The organism is Leptolinea tardivitalis (assembly GCF_001050275.1).
Lineage (GTDB): Bacteria > Chloroflexota > Anaerolineae > Anaerolineales > Anaerolineaceae > Leptolinea > Leptolinea tardivitalis.
In genome coordinates this window covers 156652-173817 of record NZ_BBYA01000010.1, presented here as the reverse complement: position 1 = coordinate 173817, position 17166 = coordinate 156652, and the positions used below count along the sequence as shown (strand labels likewise).

The 17166-nt window shown below is 47.1% G+C and carries 15 protein-coding genes; 1 reads left to right on the top strand and 14 read right to left on the bottom strand.

Translation table 11 applies throughout. The annotated features are described in order from the left end of the window. Positions 1-2: 2 nt before the first annotated feature. Positions 3-983: a hypothetical protein gene (locus tag LTAR_RS10340; protein WP_062422166.1), complete on the bottom strand. Its 981-nt coding sequence runs from the start codon at positions 981-983 to the stop codon at positions 3-5. A 161-nt stretch (positions 984-1144) separates the two neighbouring features. Here LTAR_RS10340 and LTAR_RS17270 point away from each other — a divergent pair, with 161 nt between their 5' ends. Further along, entirely contained in the window at positions 1145-2257 is a 1113-nt protein-coding gene (locus LTAR_RS17270; protein ID WP_062422165.1) for a 3-keto-alpha-glucoside-1,2-lyase-like domain-containing protein, read from the top strand. 75 nt (positions 2258-2332) lie between these two features. Here LTAR_RS17270 and LTAR_RS10330 read toward each other — a convergent pair whose 3' ends face one another. The 13 genes from LTAR_RS10330 to LTAR_RS10270 all read right to left on the bottom strand — a co-directional run bounded on the left by LTAR_RS10330 (position 2333) and on the right by LTAR_RS10270 (position 17091). Further along, the gene (locus LTAR_RS10330; protein WP_062422164.1) at positions 2333-2965 is read right to left on the bottom strand and encodes a 4-vinyl reductase; all 633 of its coding nucleotides are present in this window, start codon (positions 2963-2965) and stop codon (positions 2333-2335) included. A gap of 13 nt (positions 2966-2978) precedes the next feature. Then, the gene (locus tag LTAR_RS10325; protein ID WP_062422163.1) at positions 2979-3326 is read right to left on the bottom strand and encodes a roadblock/LC7 domain-containing protein; all 348 of its coding nucleotides are present in this window, start codon (positions 3324-3326) and stop codon (positions 2979-2981) included. Between the two features lie 174 nt (positions 3327-3500). Then, positions 3501-4664 carry a THUMP domain-containing class I SAM-dependent RNA methyltransferase gene (locus LTAR_RS10320; protein WP_062422162.1) on the bottom strand — a complete coding sequence of 388 codons (1164 nt, stop codon included), beginning with the start codon at positions 4662-4664 and terminating at the stop codon, positions 3501-3503. After that, positions 4661-6436 carry a YgiQ family radical SAM protein gene (locus LTAR_RS10315; protein ID WP_062422161.1) on the bottom strand — a complete coding sequence of 592 codons (1776 nt, stop codon included), beginning with the start codon at positions 6434-6436 and terminating at the stop codon, positions 4661-4663. The genes LTAR_RS10320 and LTAR_RS10315 overlap by 4 nt, the downstream gene beginning before the upstream one ends. Before the next feature lie 110 nt (positions 6437-6546). Beyond that, positions 6547-7191, bottom strand: coding sequence for a class I SAM-dependent methyltransferase (locus LTAR_RS10310; RefSeq protein ID WP_062422160.1), 645 nt, complete (start codon positions 7189-7191; stop codon positions 6547-6549). A 101-nt stretch (positions 7192-7292) separates the two neighbouring features. Continuing rightward, complete coding sequence (locus LTAR_RS10305) at positions 7293-7772, bottom strand: ASCH domain-containing protein (RefSeq protein ID WP_062422159.1); 480 nt, start codon at positions 7770-7772, stop codon at positions 7293-7295. 269 nt (positions 7773-8041) lie between these two features. Beyond that, a complete protein-coding gene (locus tag LTAR_RS10300) occupies positions 8042-10960 on the bottom strand; it encodes a hypothetical protein (RefSeq protein ID WP_062422158.1) in 2919 nt (972 codons plus the stop codon). A gap of 809 nt (positions 10961-11769) precedes the next feature. Beyond that, positions 11770-13428, bottom strand: a complete 1659-nt coding sequence (locus LTAR_RS10295) for a sulfatase-like hydrolase/transferase (protein ID WP_062422157.1) — start codon at positions 13426-13428, stop codon at positions 11770-11772. Between the two features lie 150 nt (positions 13429-13578). After that, positions 13579-14775 (bottom strand): GGDEF domain-containing protein, encoded by a 1197-nt coding sequence (locus LTAR_RS10290; protein ID WP_062422156.1) that lies wholly within the window; start codon positions 14773-14775, stop codon positions 13579-13581. A 66-nt stretch (positions 14776-14841) separates the two neighbouring features. Then, positions 14842-15132, bottom strand: coding sequence for a hypothetical protein (locus LTAR_RS10285; protein ID WP_062422155.1), 291 nt, complete (start codon positions 15130-15132; stop codon positions 14842-14844). A 23-nt stretch (positions 15133-15155) separates the two neighbouring features. Further along, positions 15156-15752, bottom strand: a complete 597-nt coding sequence (locus LTAR_RS10280; RefSeq protein ID WP_062531985.1) for a hypothetical protein — start codon at positions 15750-15752, stop codon at positions 15156-15158. Then, positions 15730-16410: a peptidylprolyl isomerase gene (locus tag LTAR_RS10275; protein ID WP_081419939.1), complete on the bottom strand. Its 681-nt coding sequence runs from the start codon at positions 16408-16410 to the stop codon at positions 15730-15732. Before LTAR_RS10275 ends, LTAR_RS10280 begins: the two co-directional genes overlap by 23 nt. Before the next feature lie 48 nt (positions 16411-16458). After that, positions 16459-17091, bottom strand: coding sequence for a VanZ family protein (locus LTAR_RS10270; protein WP_062422153.1), 633 nt, complete (start codon positions 17089-17091; stop codon positions 16459-16461). Positions 17092-17166 lie beyond the last annotated feature (75 nt).

The window sequence follows — 17166 nt, the reverse complement described above, 5'->3', positions numbered from 1 at the left end:
CGTTAATCAGATATAGAAAGTGAAGATCGGTGGAAAATCCGCTGGATTAAAAAAGTCAACCAATATGATGGCTGCTTTTTCTGACCGAAATCCCATTCTCTGTATGGAATATACACCGATTCAGGGATGAAGCATCCTTCTGGCTGCTCTTTTTCTCTGACCAGTTGGAGCATTTCCTGATACCGGGGATCATGGATGGCTGCAGGAAAAAACGAAAGCACATCGAGCACATGAACGATGTCATACCAGATCAACGGCGCCTTTAATTTACAAAAATCAGTGCCCATATAAAAAATGTAAGGATGCTGATTGCGCCGTTCCTGCCATAGTTTTAACAGAGCCCGAACTCCGGCAGACGCAGCCGGGTCATTGCGCCAGATTGGATCAAGTCCCATCACCTTCAACATTACAAGGGTGGCGTATGGGCATGGATCCGTCTTTTTCCCCGGCCCGTGAAAACTTCCCAACTCTTGAGAGACACCACAAGGCCAGCCGAAATCCTCAACCAGGTGTATCAGATAGGATGCAGCCTTCTCCACTTTTGGATCATACCGCAAACCCATTTTTATCAATGCATAAATCAAGTTGGGGGCATCGCAAAGAGCCCAGGCTCCGGTGTCTATGCCATGGCCTCCGTGAGATGCACCGATGTTCATGGTCAAACGGAAAGGTCCTTCAGGTGAGGCTGTCGCGAGAATTTTGTCGATCACTGGCGGCATTCCCGGGTCTTCAATTGTCAATCCAAGATCAGCAAGGAAATTAAGAGTGTGAAAAGATTGATTGGATGATTTATGACTTGAGAGTACCTTCCCTGGCCAATCTTGGAGGGAAAATACCAGATTCTGAACCTCTGGCATGCGAAGCATCTCTGCCCGCGCAGATTTGACCTGGGGATCGCTTGCAGAAAGCCCAAGCAAGTCCAACCGGGTACGATATTGAACATATGCGGGGCCACCTAATAACCAGTGATCAGATATCCCCATATATTCCTTCCTATGCTTTTCTTGATACCATCATATCCTTATTTGATTCGATTACAACAGGTTGACAGATTGAGGATTGAATTCAATTTTTTACCGGAATACAATCCATATAGATAGATCTTATGAATGCACCTTGAAAATATGGAAAGAAGGAGAATCATATGAAACAAACCACTCTGGCTTTGTTTTGTTCCATCGGCCTGGTTGTCTCCTTCGCAGCCTGCACGACACAAACCCCACCTCAACCGGTGACAGAAACCAACGTCATACCGACTGAATCGCCTGTTTTACCTGCTGAGGTAGTAAAACCGACTGCTACACCCGAACCTACAGCAACTCCCAATCCCACCGCTACACCCGAACCTACAGCCACTCTTGTTCCCATTAATTTCGTGTTGACAATACTGGATGAAGGCGGGAATCCCTTGCCGCAGGTGAATGTCCAAAACCTTTCCGAATCGGATATTGTGATTCAAACAGACCAAAAAGGGCAGATTACTTGGACCAACCTCAATTCGGATAGCAATAAAATCATTGTCAATGCCCCCGGATACAAGACCATTGAAAAAGATTACATCTTGAATCGGGGAGAAAACACCGCCATTTTCAAATTGGAGGAAGAACCATACGGCATAAAAACCTCATCCGCCTGCGGTCCTGGAGAGACTCCAGTCTATATAGAAGATCTACAGGATAAGATAGCGGATAATTGGCCAGAAATTGATGCCGGTGCAATGGGTTGGTCGGTCATGGAAAAACCGGATGAACCGGGAAACTTTGTGATCGCTGCGAGTGGAAGCAAGGATGTTCAACCCCCACCAACAGACTTGAAATCTGATCAGAAATTCAATAATGCCGTCTGGCGTACCAGAGTCTGGTTTGAGGGGAAACCTGCCATTTCTACTTTCTTGAACTGGCGCCATAGTTTTGATACGGGAGATGTGCGGTACTTTACCCATTTTGGTCCCCAGGTATATGTGGATTTAACCCGATTTGACTCAGGGAATGGCATTCCGGTAGGCCGGACAGGGTCTGCAGTATCGGTGAAGAAGTGGCATTATTTTGAGATTAGTTTTTACAATGGAAATATTCAAGTCTGGATGGATGGAAAGAAAATGATTGTTTATGAAGATAAAGAACCTTTTCCGGCAGGCACCATTGGGCTTGAACCCCACTTCAATGCTGATGGCGTGATTTATTATGACAATCTTGTTGTCTGTGAATTGAATGGCCCATTTGTTACTCTCCCCCTGCCAACACCGGCTAATAAGTAAAATCATGAAATAACAAAAGAAACGGCAGTTCATCGAGTGGACTGCCGTTTCTCTTTTTTAACATTATCCTTCAAGCTAGGAAGCGGGCTCTTTTGGAATAATAAAATCACATGTGGGAGCGCCACAAGAATGGGCCGTATTCTGGGATACATTAAATTCGGTACCCTGGGTAACCCATTTCAATGCACCTTTTAATAAACCAGTCAGGATATGGCAGGAAGGTTCAGCCGTTGTTCGTCCCCAGCAGATAGGGCAGTAGGCAACCGAATAGATAAAATGACTGTCATCTTCGCTGATGGTTGGAATGTTCTTTGTGGATTGTGTGAAGGTGATACCTACAAGAGACAGTCCGACCCGCATTTTCTCGACGATTGGCATGGCAACAAAACTCTCGTCTTTTACATCCACAGCTTCACCAATATTTTTAAGAGTTTCGTCAAATGTAGCTATTCCTGCCCGAAGGGCTAGAACACGACTGCCGCGTGCCCCATACATATCATCCAGACTGCCGATGATACCCGATAGGTCGGCAAAATCGAACTGTGCCTCCATGTTATCGGGTGGAAAGTTGCCGATCAACTCTCGATGATTGGCCAGATTTAATAGCGCATTGACGCCGTTTGTCCCCATAACATCTTCCAGGGCAAGCAAAGTGATGCGGGCTAAATTATTGGGATAATAAAGACCACTTTTCGGTAGAGATTCCATAGTTAGTTTGGGTTTAAATCAGTTTGGAAAGATCTTCTGCTGCCCGGCGGATATCCAGAAAGATCAGGCCAAGTTTCGCCTGTTCCCGCGCCAGAACAGTCAATACAGCATCATTTCCGACAGACATCAGGACAACAAAGCCCATGTCTCCTTTAATATAGATTTGTTCCAGTGAACCGCGTCCCAATTCTCCGGCGATTCTTTCACCCAACGAAAGCATAGCAGCGGACATAGCAGAGACACGGTCTTCTTCAACACCATGTGGAAGCGCTGATGCGATAGTCAGGCCGTCAACGCTCACTACGGCAGATGCTTCAATATCCGGTGAGGACGATTGCATCTGGTTCAAACGATCTACCATAAGCTGAGTTCTTGAAGTAGCCAATTTCAACCCCTTCTTTCTGGAATGATGGACAATGCGTGTATTCGTCTGTGACTATTTTAGCAATGGAATCGGTATTGAGTCCTTACATTTTTGATAAGACATCTCGTATGAAAATTGCATATTCTAAATGATATATCAAAAACATCTCGGTTAAAGGGATTGCACTTTTCCACGATAGAAACTGACGGGCAGCCCTCCGTTTGTCAGATGGATTTTCTCCAATAACGGAATATGCATTTGACCGATCAGCAGATCATTAGAACATAGCACGCCTGTGTTCCAGTCAGGGCACTGGCGGCGGAGGACATCTCCAAACCGAGCATACAAATCTCGTAAATCCTTATCCGGGCTGACCCTCACGCCATACGGTGGATTTGTAACCACCCAGCCGGCCTGATTGGGCGGTTGTATGGCCGAAACCGCAAGGCAATCAAACTGAATCAGGTCCAGCACTCCAGCCCGCTCCGCATTACTGCGGGCAATCTGGATGGCGCCGGCATCCCGGTCTGACGCCAGAATTGTGACCGGTGAGCGAATTTCCAGCGAATTAGCCCGGGCAAGCTGGTGCTCCCATTTCTTCTTGTCAAATCCAGGCCAATCCATAAAAGCAAACCGGCGATTTTTACCGGGAGCAATTCGCCGGGCATAAAGTGCTGCTTCGATTGCCAGGGTTCCAGAACCGCAAAATGGATCAAGTAATGGCGACCGCCCATCCCAGCCGGATGCCATGATGAGACCGGCAGCCAGGGTTTCACGCAGCGGCGCTTTAGCGGTCTCCAGACGGTATCCTCTGCGGTGAAGCAACTCGCCGGATGTGTCGGCACTGATCGTACAGGTATCATGGTTGAACCGCACCAAAATAAGCTGTGGCAGCGGGCGGCTGTTTTCATTGAATTTTTTCATGGGTGCGGGTTTGCCAAAAAAGTCTCCGATGGCACCAGCTACCCGTTCCGCCACAGCGTCTGAATGGTAAAGTTTTGATTTATGGCAGGTGACCCGTACAGCCACCGGTTGACCCGGCTGCAGGATGGTTTCCCACGGAAGGCGGGCTGCTTTTTTACGCAGCTCCGGAAACGAAACGGCGGTAAATTCTCCCAACCGGTAAACAATGCGGTTGGCCGTCCGAAGTAAAAGGTTCGTCCGGTACAAGTCTGCCTGACTGGCGTCAAATTCCACCCCGCCGATTTCTTCTTTGGGTTCTCCGCGGGCGGCAAATGTGACCGGCGGATTGGCTGTGATTCCCAATGATGCCAGTTCAGCCGTGGTAAAAGGTTCCAGCCCGGGGGCTGTGATGGCAAATAATCGAAAACTCATGATTTCTTTCCATTCTTTCTGCCCGCCGCGAAGGTGCGGCCGGGTTGGTTGGCCGGTTTTTCTACCACGATCATTTTCTGCCGTTCTTTTCGGAGTGTGTCTTTTTCGACAAACAGCGGTTTCAGGGTAAACGGATCCATTTCTGTGTAATACATCAAACTGGAATACGTAGAAGGTGTGGGGGTAAAGATTTGCACCTGTTCCGGTGAGATATGCAATTCTTGACTGGCAAACCGTTTTAAATGGCGCATATCTTCATCGGTGCAGCCGGGATGGGCGGCAATCAGATAATACGTGAGGAATTGCTTTTTGCCAACCTGCGCTGTGAGCAGATCAAAATCCTTTTTGAATTGCAACAAACTGGCCCTGCCCGGTTTGCCCATTTTCGCCAGGATATGATCTTCTGTATGTTCCGGGGCGACTTTCAGTTGACCGGAAACATGATGCTCCACAATTTCCTGCAGGTAGGCTCTGCCATGGGTACCGTCGGCCTGGATCAGATCATACCGGATACCTGAAGCAACAAATACTTTTTTCACACCGGAAACTGCCCGAAGTGTTTTAAGGAGCTTGATCTGCATTTGATGGTCTGGCTTCAGTACGGAACAATCTACAGGATACAGGCAGCGTTTATCAGAACAGACTCCTTTAGCCAGCTTCTTCCGGCATTCAAATCCGTACATGTTGGCTGTGGGTCCGCCAACATCCTGGATGATGCCTTTGAAATCAGGATGCCGGGTCAGGGTTTCGGCTTCTTTTTTGATGGAATCGATACTCCGCCAGCGGACGGTGCGGCCTTCATGCACGGCAATGGCGCAAAAATTACATTCCCCGTAGCAGCCGCGATGGGTATTAATGGAGAATTGAATGGTTTCCAGAGCTCTTACCGCTCCCTGTTTTTCATAATAGGGATGCTGCCTGCGCTGATATGGCAGTCCCGCAGCTTCATCCAATTCTTGCTGAGACAGGTAAGGTGCGGGCGGATTTTGTACCAGGTAGCGGTCTCCATGACGCTGCACCAGGCGGCGGGCTGTGAGAGGATCATTATTTTGGTAAAAATCATGGAACATACGGATAAATGCCAGTTTATCTGCAACAATATCTTCATAAGCGGGTAATTCGAGAGAATCACCGGATGGAAGATCATGGCTGATATAACTCAGTCCCTTAATGTTCGTGATTCCTGAGCCTGCAGCCAGAGCAGACGCCAGTTCAACGACAGATTTTTCTGCCATTCCATAGAGAATGAAATCGGCTTTGGCATCAAACAATATGGAACGCCGCACCGAATTGGACCAGTAATCATAATGGGGCACGCGGCGCAGGGAGGCTTCGATCCCTCCCAGAACGATGGGGCGGGTATTCTTATAAAATCGGCGAATCAAATTCGTATAGGTTATAACAGCACGGTCAGGCCGTCGGGTGTTCTCACCGCCGGGGGTGTAATCATCGTTTTTCCGGCGTTTTTTCGTGGCTGTGTAATTGGCCACCATCGAATCTACACTGCCGCCGGTAACTCCCCAGAAGAGACGGGGTTCCCCCAGCCGGGTGATATCTGATCCTGTCGTGGTATCCGGTTGGGCAATGATTCCCACCCTGAAACCAGCTTTTTCCAGAACCCGGCCAATGACAGCCGCTCCAATAAATGGGCTGTCAATATAACTGTCACCTGATACCAAGACCACATCACAGTAATCCCAGCCGCGTGCCGTCAATTCTTCAGGCGAGGTGGGTAAAAAAAGGTTAATCTCAGTATTCAGGGTTCTCTCCATGATGAAGAGTAATAGTAACCGAAATTCGGATAAAGTACATCCTTTATTTTCGTTAAAAAAGGCAACGGGTAATCAGCCTGTTGCCTTTTTAACAAAAGCAATGAAACCCGTTAACCGGCTGGAATTGGTTTCCGGAGGTTCAATGTATAAATCATGGTATTGCCAAACACACGGGTTTCCACCAACCCGGCCTGATGTGCCAGCAGTCGGACGGTCCTTATAGATTGATAATGTGGATCAGGCAGCATTTCTGTGACTGAAAGGATTCCGCCGGGCTTAAGAGAAGCAGCAATTTCTTTCATGGCAGCAAGGCGGTCAGGAATCTCGCCTAAAACAGTGACAAGAAAAGCGCGGTCAAACCGATTTTCGGGGATCATGTTTTCACCCAGGGGGACAAGCATATAACGAACATTTTCCAGACCGGCAGCTTTTACCCGGTTACGAGTCATTTCCAGCATGGCGGGTTGAATATCCAGGGCAATTACTTCACCCGTTTCCCCAACCATAGTTGCGGCTGGCACTGTGATACGGCCGGCGCCACAACCGGCATCCAGAACCCGCATTCCTCTCTTCAGGCCTGCCCGTTTGATCAAGAGATCGGCGTTCATTCCGCGAGTAAGTGGATTTTCCAGCATCCAACTTAACCACGGCGGGCAGGGCAGCGGCTTAATCCGAGAAACGATCCGCCAGGCAGCCATAACAGCACCTGCCAGACCAACACCCAACAAAATGGACCGCGTTATTTTCTTTGTCATCAATCCCTCCGAAGATATGGGCTTGAGCCGTATTCAGGATGACCGGATATATTTATCATATCCATTGTACGAAAGATTGACGAAACTGTTTCACGCAACCGTTATTTTGGTGTTGGCCGGTAAATCATCCTGAATCGTTCACAGACAACCGGCATGGAAGGTTCAACTGTCCGTCCGATGGCAGCGCATTCTTCTGTGAAGTATGCAAGATGCACATCTTTCCAGTACTGCAATGAGCGGTCACCTTCCCCTTCATCAAAGGCAAAAGATTCCGGCACCTGGTCAAACGGATAGATGGTGATTTCCGTAGTTTCAATGATGCAGACCGGAGTACCATCCCAACGGGTAATGATGCTCAGGTCGCCTGGTTTGGGAACAGATGAACCTTCTGCTTCGTACTCCCAGAAGAGACTGGCTGTGGCTTTTTTTTGACCTGCCAGAACAAGGTCAGCCAGATTGTTGGCACTGGTTTCATCATTGCAGAAATGCCAGGCATCATATCTGACAGGCAATGGCAGGTTCCTGGATTTTCGATCCTCCAGAAAGGTTTCCCAGAAGGTTGTGATCATATCTGTTGTCATATATCCTCATCTATTGTGTTTGTGATCAAAGATACAGGGCAAATAATCCGAATCTGAAAATTTGACAGTATCGATTATGTTGAACCAGACCTTGCGAATGATTCTCGTCATGGCCTATTGTTCAGTTATTTATACTGGATATTTTGCCGTGGGATCAAATCATTTCTGCGGATTTTGAGGATGATGTAATGATTCACAATTCGTAGGATTAAACGAAACCTCCCCATCTCGAGAGCTGATGAGGAGGTTTCCCGTGAAAGCCAATCAGGTTATCTGGATGGCAATTTCACGTCCACCGGTAAGGTTCGATCGATGGTTGAATCATCGCCATCCTGTCCGTAGATATTCTGACCCCAGCACTTGGGCAGACCGTCTGCCGTCAATACACAGGCGTGATGACCGCCGACGGCCAACGCGCCGACAACCGGCAGGTTCTTAACCAATGCAGCTGTGGACCGGGAAAGTTTGGTTCCATCTCCCAATTCGCCAAATTCATTGTTACCCCAACAGGAAACGCTGAAATCGTTGTTTACGGCACAACCGTGATCCCATCCGGCACCAACAGACAACGTGTTGGCTGCATCCATAATGCTGTAGGATACAAGATCTTGATCCCAGCACTTTACCTGACCGGTTAGAGTCACGGCACAACCTCCCAGTGCAAACCGGTTCGCTGAAATGGCCAGAGATGACTCAAGCTGTTTGACCGCCGCCGAATTCAACATACCCCAATTTGCTACAGCTCCGCTGGTTTCTCCAAGCAGAGAATTGATGCCGCCAGAAATCTGATTGGGTGGTGTCTTGAATCCTGTCTTGACCGGTACCAGGCGGTTGGTTTTCGTACCATCATTCAATTGACCGCTTCCGTTTTCACCCCAGCACCACACATCACTGTTTTCCATTACAGCGCAGGTAAAATCTTTCCCGGCTGTGAATGATACAGCCGGACCTGGCAGCCCCTGGACTTTAACAGGAATTGAACTATTGATGGTGGAGTTATTGCCCAATTGACCAGAGGCATTGTCTCCCCAACACCATATTTGGCCTTCGCCATTCAAAGCGCAGGTATGAAGACTGCCGGCTGTAAGGTTGCTGATGCCTTCAAGCCCGATGACAAATACCGGCTTGTGGCGGTCAATGGTTGTTCCATCGCCATCCTGTCCGGATTTATTCAAACCCCAGCAAAGGACCATTCCGTCAGATGTGGTCATACAGGTATGCCCCAGGCCAGCCACGATCACCGAACCTCCGGTCACCGGGATGATGCCGCCAATGGCCAGAACTGGCGCACCTCCGCCGGTTAATGGTATCAATGGGATACCCGGAGTCACCACGGGTGTTTCCGTTACCACAGGCGTTTCGGTAACCACGGGAGTCTCTGTAACCACGGGTGTTTCGGTTACCACGGGTGTCTCCGTCACAACCGGTGTTTCCGTAACAACCGGCGTCTCCGTCACAACAGGTGTCTCTGTAACAACTGGCGTTTCAGTTACTACGGGGGTTTCTGTAACGACGGGCGTTTCAGTGGCGCAATTTGTTCCGTTATACATGGTGCCTTGAGGGCATTGAGTATGGTCGTAGTCTTCTGGGGGTTCATTGTCCAGTTTGACTTTAATAGTATTGGGTTCCTGCAGGGCAAATCCGTTCACAATTCCCTGACGGTGAGTTAAAGGTCCACCAGCGGGAATGATATTCAGGCCGTTGAGCTTGTCATCATTGTCCAGGGTTCTGGGGACAATACTGCCGAATTCATCGGGTATTGTTTCCACATATCCCACTGGCCCATAGAGCATGATGGTTTCCCATTCGATACAAACTTTAAGCAAATAATGCTTGCAAACGGTCATGGGATCGCCGCCCCAGTAATCACCGATGGCATACAACTGGGATGTCTCTGGAGCTTTATAAATGGCATAGCCAACCGGGTACCCTGTAGGTGAAGATGGATCGAGAAAGGCGTTGTAGTCCACATGCGGATTCGTGATCTTTCCGAGCAGTTTTACATCGAATTGTGTATTGTCTGAAAATGTATTATTCGCAATGAGCAGGTTGGATAGGCCGCCTCCACCCGAAGTACCCTGAACTTCAATGCCGGTGCTGAAACCCTTGATGATGAATCCCTGAACGGTTACATTATTGGCCGATATGATCAGACCTGTACTGGTTCCACCCGATTTGTGTTGGATCACTGGAGCATCAAGAGCCGCCCCCGGTGAAGTTGGATTTCCCACATTCCCGGTGAGGGTGACGGCTTTATTGATCGTCAGGGAATTGGTTAATTCATAGGTGCCTTCCAAAACCAGAACAGTTCCTCCGGGATTGACCAGATCAATCCCATTCTGGATGTCTCCCTGCGTTCCACCGATCGTATCGGTCTTCACAACCACATTGTTGGTGAAAATGTTGGTCCATAATGCCAGGCTGGTCACCGGGGCACTGAGGATCATACTGCTGACATTGACACCAGATGAACCACCGATCAGAAGGACATCTTTGTCTACAGATACATGTTCTGTATAAGTGCCTGCTGCAATAGTGATCTGTTCACCCGGTGTGGCGAAATGGATGGCCGTAGATATGGGAGTGTCTGAGAATATGCAGATATTTCCCGCCGGACAACTTGAACCGGTTGGCAGGAAATTGTAAGTAACACCTCCGCGCACAATGACCGGGTCACCTTCGGCCAACAGGTCTGCCGCTTGTACACTGGAAAGCGGCAATGGATCACCGCTTTCATTGGTAATGACCGATCCTGTTTCAACCAGAGTTTCAATACTGGCGGCGATTACCTCTTTCGATGATGATTCATCAGGTTTTGAACCAACCGTCGGGTTTTCTGCTGGTAGTATAGCGGGCACATCAACGGGTGTTTCCTGTAACGAATTCACTGCCGGGATTTCCTCCGCCGGGGAAGAGACACCGGATTCGGCGCTGGCTTCCGGAGGAGGTGGTTCGATGTTTGTCGTCTCCGGCGGTGACATTTCAGCAGGAGTGGCTGGTTCTTGCACAGGTTGATCCACAGAAGTGGAAGATTCCTCCGGTGGGGATGCGGGTTCCTGTACGGATGTATCCGGGGGGACATCCTGTGCAAGGACGATTTGGTTGTTTAAACCCAACATACCCGGTATCAGGAGGAGGTAAACAAGTATCAGGAGGATTCTTTGAAGAAAGGTTTTTATGCCAGACATATCCATCTCCTTTCTTTCGAGGTTACAAGAAAAAGAACACTCTCATCCTCTTAGTCTGAAAAAACAGTCAACAAACTTTTGCGTGACCTGCTCCATTCCCTGTAGATGAGTGCCAGGCATGAGAACGAGAACACAATCAGGAAATATAGATTCATATATTCCTCCTTAATCAAAATGATCAGGTTAATAAAAATCAAAAATGACCTGCACGAAAATGTCTGCAGTTCATCTTTCTATGAAGCGGGAAACGTTTCTTGATAATGCTCTGCCGGTAAGATCAAGAAACCAGTCTGGTCGTGTTCCCGCGATGTGAAAAAAAAGCCACCCTGGATTCCACCTTTTCAAAAACTACCTGTCAAAAAAGGTGTCAACCTGGTGAATGAAAGCTGTTTTGACGAGTTAAGGTTCATTAAACACAGAAACCGATTCACTTTTTGTGATCGGTTTCGCATTAGCTCCCTGATACTGTCTCCGGGATGAAGGCCGGATATGCGACCAATTTCTCAGTATCAGTTCAACGCTCTCATTCCCTGCAGAATAGTGTATCCGCGGTGAAATTAATTATTCCGTGTTTAATTATGAGTATACAAATGAAATACTGTTTGTCAATAATTTATTACAGGTTTTATCAACAATATCTGGCATAAAACAGCTTTTATTACCACATTGTCTATAGACGTTTAGTTACAATATGATGGAAAGACATATTGGTGTCTACCGCCATCATCTGCGTTCGGAGATTCTTCCAAACTCCCTTGGTAGAACCAGAGGATTTATTTCGCTTTATTACTAAAAAAGGATGCAGATGTTTACTGTGACCTGGATTTATACTGAACCGACTGCAAATCCCCGTCTATGAAGTACCGCTTTTCACCCAAACTGGCTTCGGCAGACAATAATGAAAGGGCATACGTCTGACTTCTCTTTGACTCTGGCACCTGCATCAAATCCAGAATGGTTGGCATGATATTCACATGACTGGCTGAATATCCGGTGTCTACAGAATGGTCAAGTTTTCCCACGATAAACAATGGAACCATGGCTTCAGGATCAGTATTATGACAATGTGACCAGGTTTCACCATGCTCTTGAAGTGTATCGCCGTGATCTGATGTATAGACAATGAGTGTATTTGGCAATTCTTTCAGATCAGGCATCAGTGTCTGGAAAAATGTCTCAAGGTTATAGTGAAGGGCATTATCGTATGCATTAATCACCAGGGTGGGATTATGTTTGTAATCCCTATCCGGCGGGGTGGGCAGCCAGTGAGCTTCTGATGGTGGATAATTATTTTCATAAAGGATGTGCATGCCCATTTTGTTCAATACGATAAAATTGCCCGTCGAACCTGTGATCAGTTGACGGATGTACATGGCAGCATTTTTATCAGAATGCATGGTTGCGGTGAAATCGTCTGTTGTCATATGCACATCTACGTAAGTCAGGTCAGACGTCAAAAGGCCGTTCCACAGGTAATTGGCCTGGGCATCCAGATAATATGTTTTATATCCCATGGCTCGGGCATATTGGAAGATTGTCGGCCAATGGGATGTCAGGCGGTTGTCAGTCCCGGGTGTTGACGGTACTCCGGTGAGAATATGCGGATTGGAAAAAACACTGCAGGTGGCGCTGGATACAGCAATTCCCCAGTTGGTTACCAGACCTTCATCCTTTAATTTTTGCAGGGTGGGGGTGGTATCACGCCCGTATCCATTGATGGATAAATGATCGCCGCGCAGACTCTCATCAATCACCAGGATGATATTGTTTGCAGGCCGGCTTGTAGAGATTTGCGGTACATCAATGCGGCTTCCAAACAACCGGTCGGCTGGCCGGATATCTTCGAGCAGATGAGTGTATTGAAAAACAGAAGACCCGACAATGCGGTCAAAGGGCAGGTATGTTCGATAGACCCAGGTGCCGATCAGGCAGACCAGCAGAATCACTTCAGGTAATGCTTTGGAGCGGGGCTTTCTCCAGTTTAAGGCTACGGCTGCTGTAAAAATGGCCGCCATCAACAGGGCACTCTTATTGAAATACATCCCGATGGCTTCCGTCCATAATGACCAGGGGGAAAGAGCTGCTGTCCACAGGTCAACCGATGTCATCCAGCGGTTGAATGTGCTGAAGTATCCGTATTCAATAAACACTGATAATACAAAAAAGGCACACAAAATTATCCGCACAGGTTTGGCGGAACGGAAACTGGCCCAACAATAGATCACCCAGACGATAAAAAGATACAACAGTGTGATCACGGCAAGGGATGACCTATCGGTCCGGTATTCATCACGGAACATCCAGGCAAGATGATGCGCCTGCATCAAGCCGGTTAAATAATCATCCAGCAGATACAGGCAAAGTGAAAACAGAATCAACCCGCTAACATCAAATATCTGCTGCCAGTGTGTCGATCTTGTTTTTTCCCCCATCACCCGTTGGTGTGTTTTATGTAGAATTCCATTCATCGTCTATTGCTTTCAGCTACGAGTGGATTGTATGTCAATTTTCGCTGCTTGAATATGATTCTTCCAGAATTATCCATAGATAAGCAGAAGTATTTTGTCGGATGAATTCCTGGTTGTAATCATAATGTTTATCATCAGGCAATCACAGCATTACACCACAACCGGGGCATCTGATTGGATGGCGGATAGATTAAGTATGCGGGTGCAATTGCGGCCGGCGGTTTTTGCCTGATACATGGCGGTATCGGCAGCACTGATTAATGCATTCAAAGATGGTCTACTTCCGCCATGGGCTGTGGCAACCCCGATACTGACGGTTAATTTGATTGTGAGGTTGTGAGTTAGAAGAGGGGTATTCGCTATTTGTTTCCGGATTCGTTCGGCTATCTGGAAGGCCTCTTCTGAGGATGTTTCTGCCAGCAGAATGACAAATTCTTCTCCCCCATACCGTCCATACAAGTCTTGCATACGAAGAGAGTCCTTTAAAATGTGGACCAGGTGAATTAAGGCTTCATCTCCAATTGGATGACCGTATGTATCATTGACGACTTTAAACCGATCAATATCAATCATTACCAACGACGTTTCGTGGTTGTACCGTTCTGCCCGAGAAAGTTCGCGGTTGGCCAGATCGATGAAAGTTCCACGATTGAAAATATGGGTTAACCAATCTCGTGTGGCCAGCTCCCGATTCACTTCCATCAGGCGGTCCGAAATCATTACCAGAACTCCCAGCGCGATCAGGATGATACTGGGGATGGATAAGATCAATGTGAGAGAATTGATCCAAATCGGATCGAAATATCCTTTAATGCCATTCGGATTGATGATCATGTAGATGGCTCTGACCAAAAAAAGCGACAGGATCAATGTGTAGCCAATAAGTAGAATGGGTTTCGAGCGTTTTACTGCTTCTTCTTTGACAGTAATGACAAAGACTGATTGGATGGCATATTGTACGCTCGACACCAATCCAAGTGAAATTACCCGAATACGGAAATCGTTGATATAAATTGTGAAAACCACCAGAATGACAATTATGGGAAGATAAACAAACCACCAGTTAACTCTTCGATTGAAAAAGCTGCAATATCCGAGATAACCCAGGTTATAAGAAGCAATCAACAGTACATTCGCAAGGACAATTGTAATAAAATCCGGCAGGATGCCGCGTAAGATATACAGGATTTGCACAAAAAACTGTGATAGAAACAAAGTGATAAAGTAATTCATCCCAAACTGGTACCGTCCCCGCATGGATAACCAGAGGGTAAGTCCAATGGTGAGATTGACGATCACCTGGATAACGACAACTGTCCGAATATCGATTATCAGATCAGGATTCATGTTTTTTGGATAATGATCAGGGATTTAAAACATTATTCAATTACCCCCAAAGAAATTCCATTAATACTACCTAAAAAGCCGATTAAATCCAGAATAGGGGATTAATGGAATAATTTCAAAATGAATCAACCCAGCCTGAACAAGGGGGAATGTATCTAAAAGGTTTCGGACTTCTTCCTCCGTGTCACATTCCCATTCAATGACGGCGCTTTTGGTGTCCTGGCGGAAATGGATTTGCCGGATACGATCCGCCTGTTGAAGGTCAAAAACCCGCCTTGCTTCAGCTTTCAACAAAGCGGGATCAACATCATTCCACTGTACCGGGTAGTTTTCTATTTCCATGGCAAGAAATTTCATAACAGACCCTGTTTATTGAACAATTATTTTGGCTGCACCAATATTCCGACGGCAGAGAGAATCCCCATGACCGCCATCAAGATCACCATGGCAAAGACTATACCTATGACCCATCCAATCCATTTCTTTTCAGGATGGTTCACCCAAAAAAATGTGCCGACCGCCAGAACCAATGATTGGACGATGACCTCTGGAAGTCCAATAACATGGAAGTTCAATGGAACGGTCGTATAGACCATGCCTTCGATCGAACTGGGAGAAGGTCCGAAGGGTGAAATAATCCCTACTACCAGCAGAACCAACCACAGAGTTAACCATCCTCTTTTACGGGCAAAAACAACATCACGCAGGGTAAAAAAGACCAGGCCAAAAAGCAACCCGCGAAGTATCTGGAAGAGAGGTCCGGCAGCCACCATGGGATGGGTGGTCTGCCGCATGAAATTCCCCAGCAGAGGGTCGGCATATCGTGCGGAATAGTCAAATACGGTAAAGCTGATCAGCCCGATCAAAAAATAGCTCACCGTATGTATCAATGCTGTCTTGATACATACGGATGCCAGAGTGTATGGTTGTTTCTGCCGGGAAGTCTCCATAAGTTTACTGTTCAGTGATGGTGACACTCTCAATCACATCACCGGTGAAATTGGGATTTTCCTGGGGATCCCGCCGGGTAATACCATTGACCACATCCATGCCTTCAATCACCTGACCGAAAATGGTGTATCCGCCATCCAATTGTGGGGTGGGGACAAAGGTAATGAAGAACTGGCTGCCGTTGGTGTCTCGGCCGGCATTGGCCATGGCAACCACACCGGGTTTGTCAAATTTTAAATCACTGTCTTCATTTTTAAATTCATATCCCGGACCACCGGCGCCGGTTCCAGTAGGATCACCACCCTGGGCCATAAATCCTTCCAGTACCCGGTGAAAGGTGGTTCCATCATAGAATTTTTCGCGGGCAAGGAACACAAAGCTGTTTACGGTTCTGGGAGCTTTATCCGGGAAAAGTTGGATGGTGAATTCGCCACCTTTGGCCATTTTAAACGTGGCTGTGTATTTCTTTGCCGGGTCAATGCTCATTTCAGGTTCTTTTTCATATTTTCCTGAATGTGCGGCTCCTGCAGCCGCTTGTTGTGAGGCTGACGGTTTACTGGAGGATTGTATCGCCCATAGAATGGCAGCCAGAATAACCAGAATGACTACACCGGCAATGATCTGGACAACTTTCTCGGTTTTTCTTTTCGCTTCCAATTTGGCTCTGCGTTTGCTTTGCGTCATATTCATGCCTCTAATAGCACCGTGGGATTGGAGTATTTTAATCGAAAACTACTGGTTCTCGTTCCCCCTGGTTTGACTGGTTTGTGAGATTATTTGGTTGCCGGGATTTCCTCTTTTGAGTTGTGTATTTAACCACCGGATCGAAATTAAAATGCCATAACCTGTCAGAACGCCCAGTGCATTCATGACGACATCATTCATTGTGACGACATGGTAGTGAATCCCTGTCACCAGTTGGACAGCCAATTCAGCTATTTCCATCAGGAAACCTGTAGCGAAAGCCAGTCCCAGAATAAATTTCGGCTTACCCGGTTTTAGAATTGGCACACAAATACCGACGGGAATCGTCAGGAGTATATTCAATACAATATCCACCAGCATGCCAATCGATTTGATCGAAAAATGAAATAAACCCGGATACCAGAGGGGTATAAGGTTTACCCGCCGTATTTCTCGGAGGGTATTGCTCCAATGAAGATTATCCGGCCAGTAGACAGATACAGGTATCGGAAAGAAAACGATCATTAAAACAGCTATGACATATCCGCCAAAAATACCGGTCACCAATCCATATGTCCGGCCTTTTTTACGGGCACGGATAACCAATACAGCCAGAATGATTAGGCAGAAAATAAAGGGCAACGGAAAGAAACTGATGTATGTGATGGGATTTTCCTGCATTAAAAAGATAACGCATTGTAATTCAATGTTTTATATAGTGATCGCCACAAAATGAAAAAGAATCGAACCGATAAT

Bases quoted from the DNA above. Each gene is read 5' to 3' on its own strand.
- LTAR_RS10340 (WP_062422166.1), bottom strand. From the start codon at position 983: ATGGGGATATCTGATCACTGGTTATTAGGTGGCCCCGCATATGTTCAA.
- LTAR_RS17270 (WP_062422165.1), top strand. From the start codon at position 1,145: ATGAAACAAACCACTCTGGCTTTGTTTTGTTCCATCGGCCTGGTTGTC.
- LTAR_RS10330 (WP_062422164.1), bottom strand. From the start codon at position 2,965: ATGGAATCTCTACCGAAAAGTGGTCTTTATTATCCCAATAATTTAGCC.
- LTAR_RS10325 (WP_062422163.1), bottom strand. From the start codon at position 3,326: ATGGTAGATCGTTTGAACCAGATGCAATCGTCCTCACCGGATATTGAA.
- LTAR_RS10320 (WP_062422162.1), bottom strand. From the start codon at position 4,664: ATGAGTTTTCGATTATTTGCCATCACAGCCCCCGGGCTGGAACCTTTT.
- LTAR_RS10315 (WP_062422161.1), bottom strand. From the start codon at position 6,436: ATGGAGAGAACCCTGAATACTGAGATTAACCTTTTTTTACCCACCTCG.
- LTAR_RS10310 (WP_062422160.1), bottom strand. From the start codon at position 7,191: ATGACAAAGAAAATAACGCGGTCCATTTTGTTGGGTGTTGGTCTGGCA.
- LTAR_RS10305 (WP_062422159.1), bottom strand. From the start codon at position 7,772: ATGACAACAGATATGATCACAACCTTCTGGGAAACCTTTCTGGAGGAT.
- LTAR_RS10300 (WP_062422158.1), bottom strand. From the start codon at position 10,960: ATGTCTGGCATAAAAACCTTTCTTCAAAGAATCCTCCTGATACTTGTT.
- LTAR_RS10295 (WP_062422157.1), bottom strand. From the start codon at position 13,428: ATGAATGGAATTCTACATAAAACACACCAACGGGTGATGGGGGAAAAA.
- LTAR_RS10290 (WP_062422156.1), bottom strand. From the start codon at position 14,775: ATGAATCCTGATCTGATAATCGATATTCGGACAGTTGTCGTTATCCAG.
- LTAR_RS10285 (WP_062422155.1), bottom strand. From the start codon at position 15,132: ATGAAATTTCTTGCCATGGAAATAGAAAACTACCCGGTACAGTGGAAT.
- LTAR_RS10275 (WP_081419939.1), bottom strand. From the start codon at position 16,410: ATGACGCAAAGCAAACGCAGAGCCAAATTGGAAGCGAAAAGAAAAACC.
- LTAR_RS10270 (WP_062422153.1), bottom strand. From the start codon at position 17,091: ATGCAGGAAAATCCCATCACATACATCAGTTTCTTTCCGTTGCCCTTT.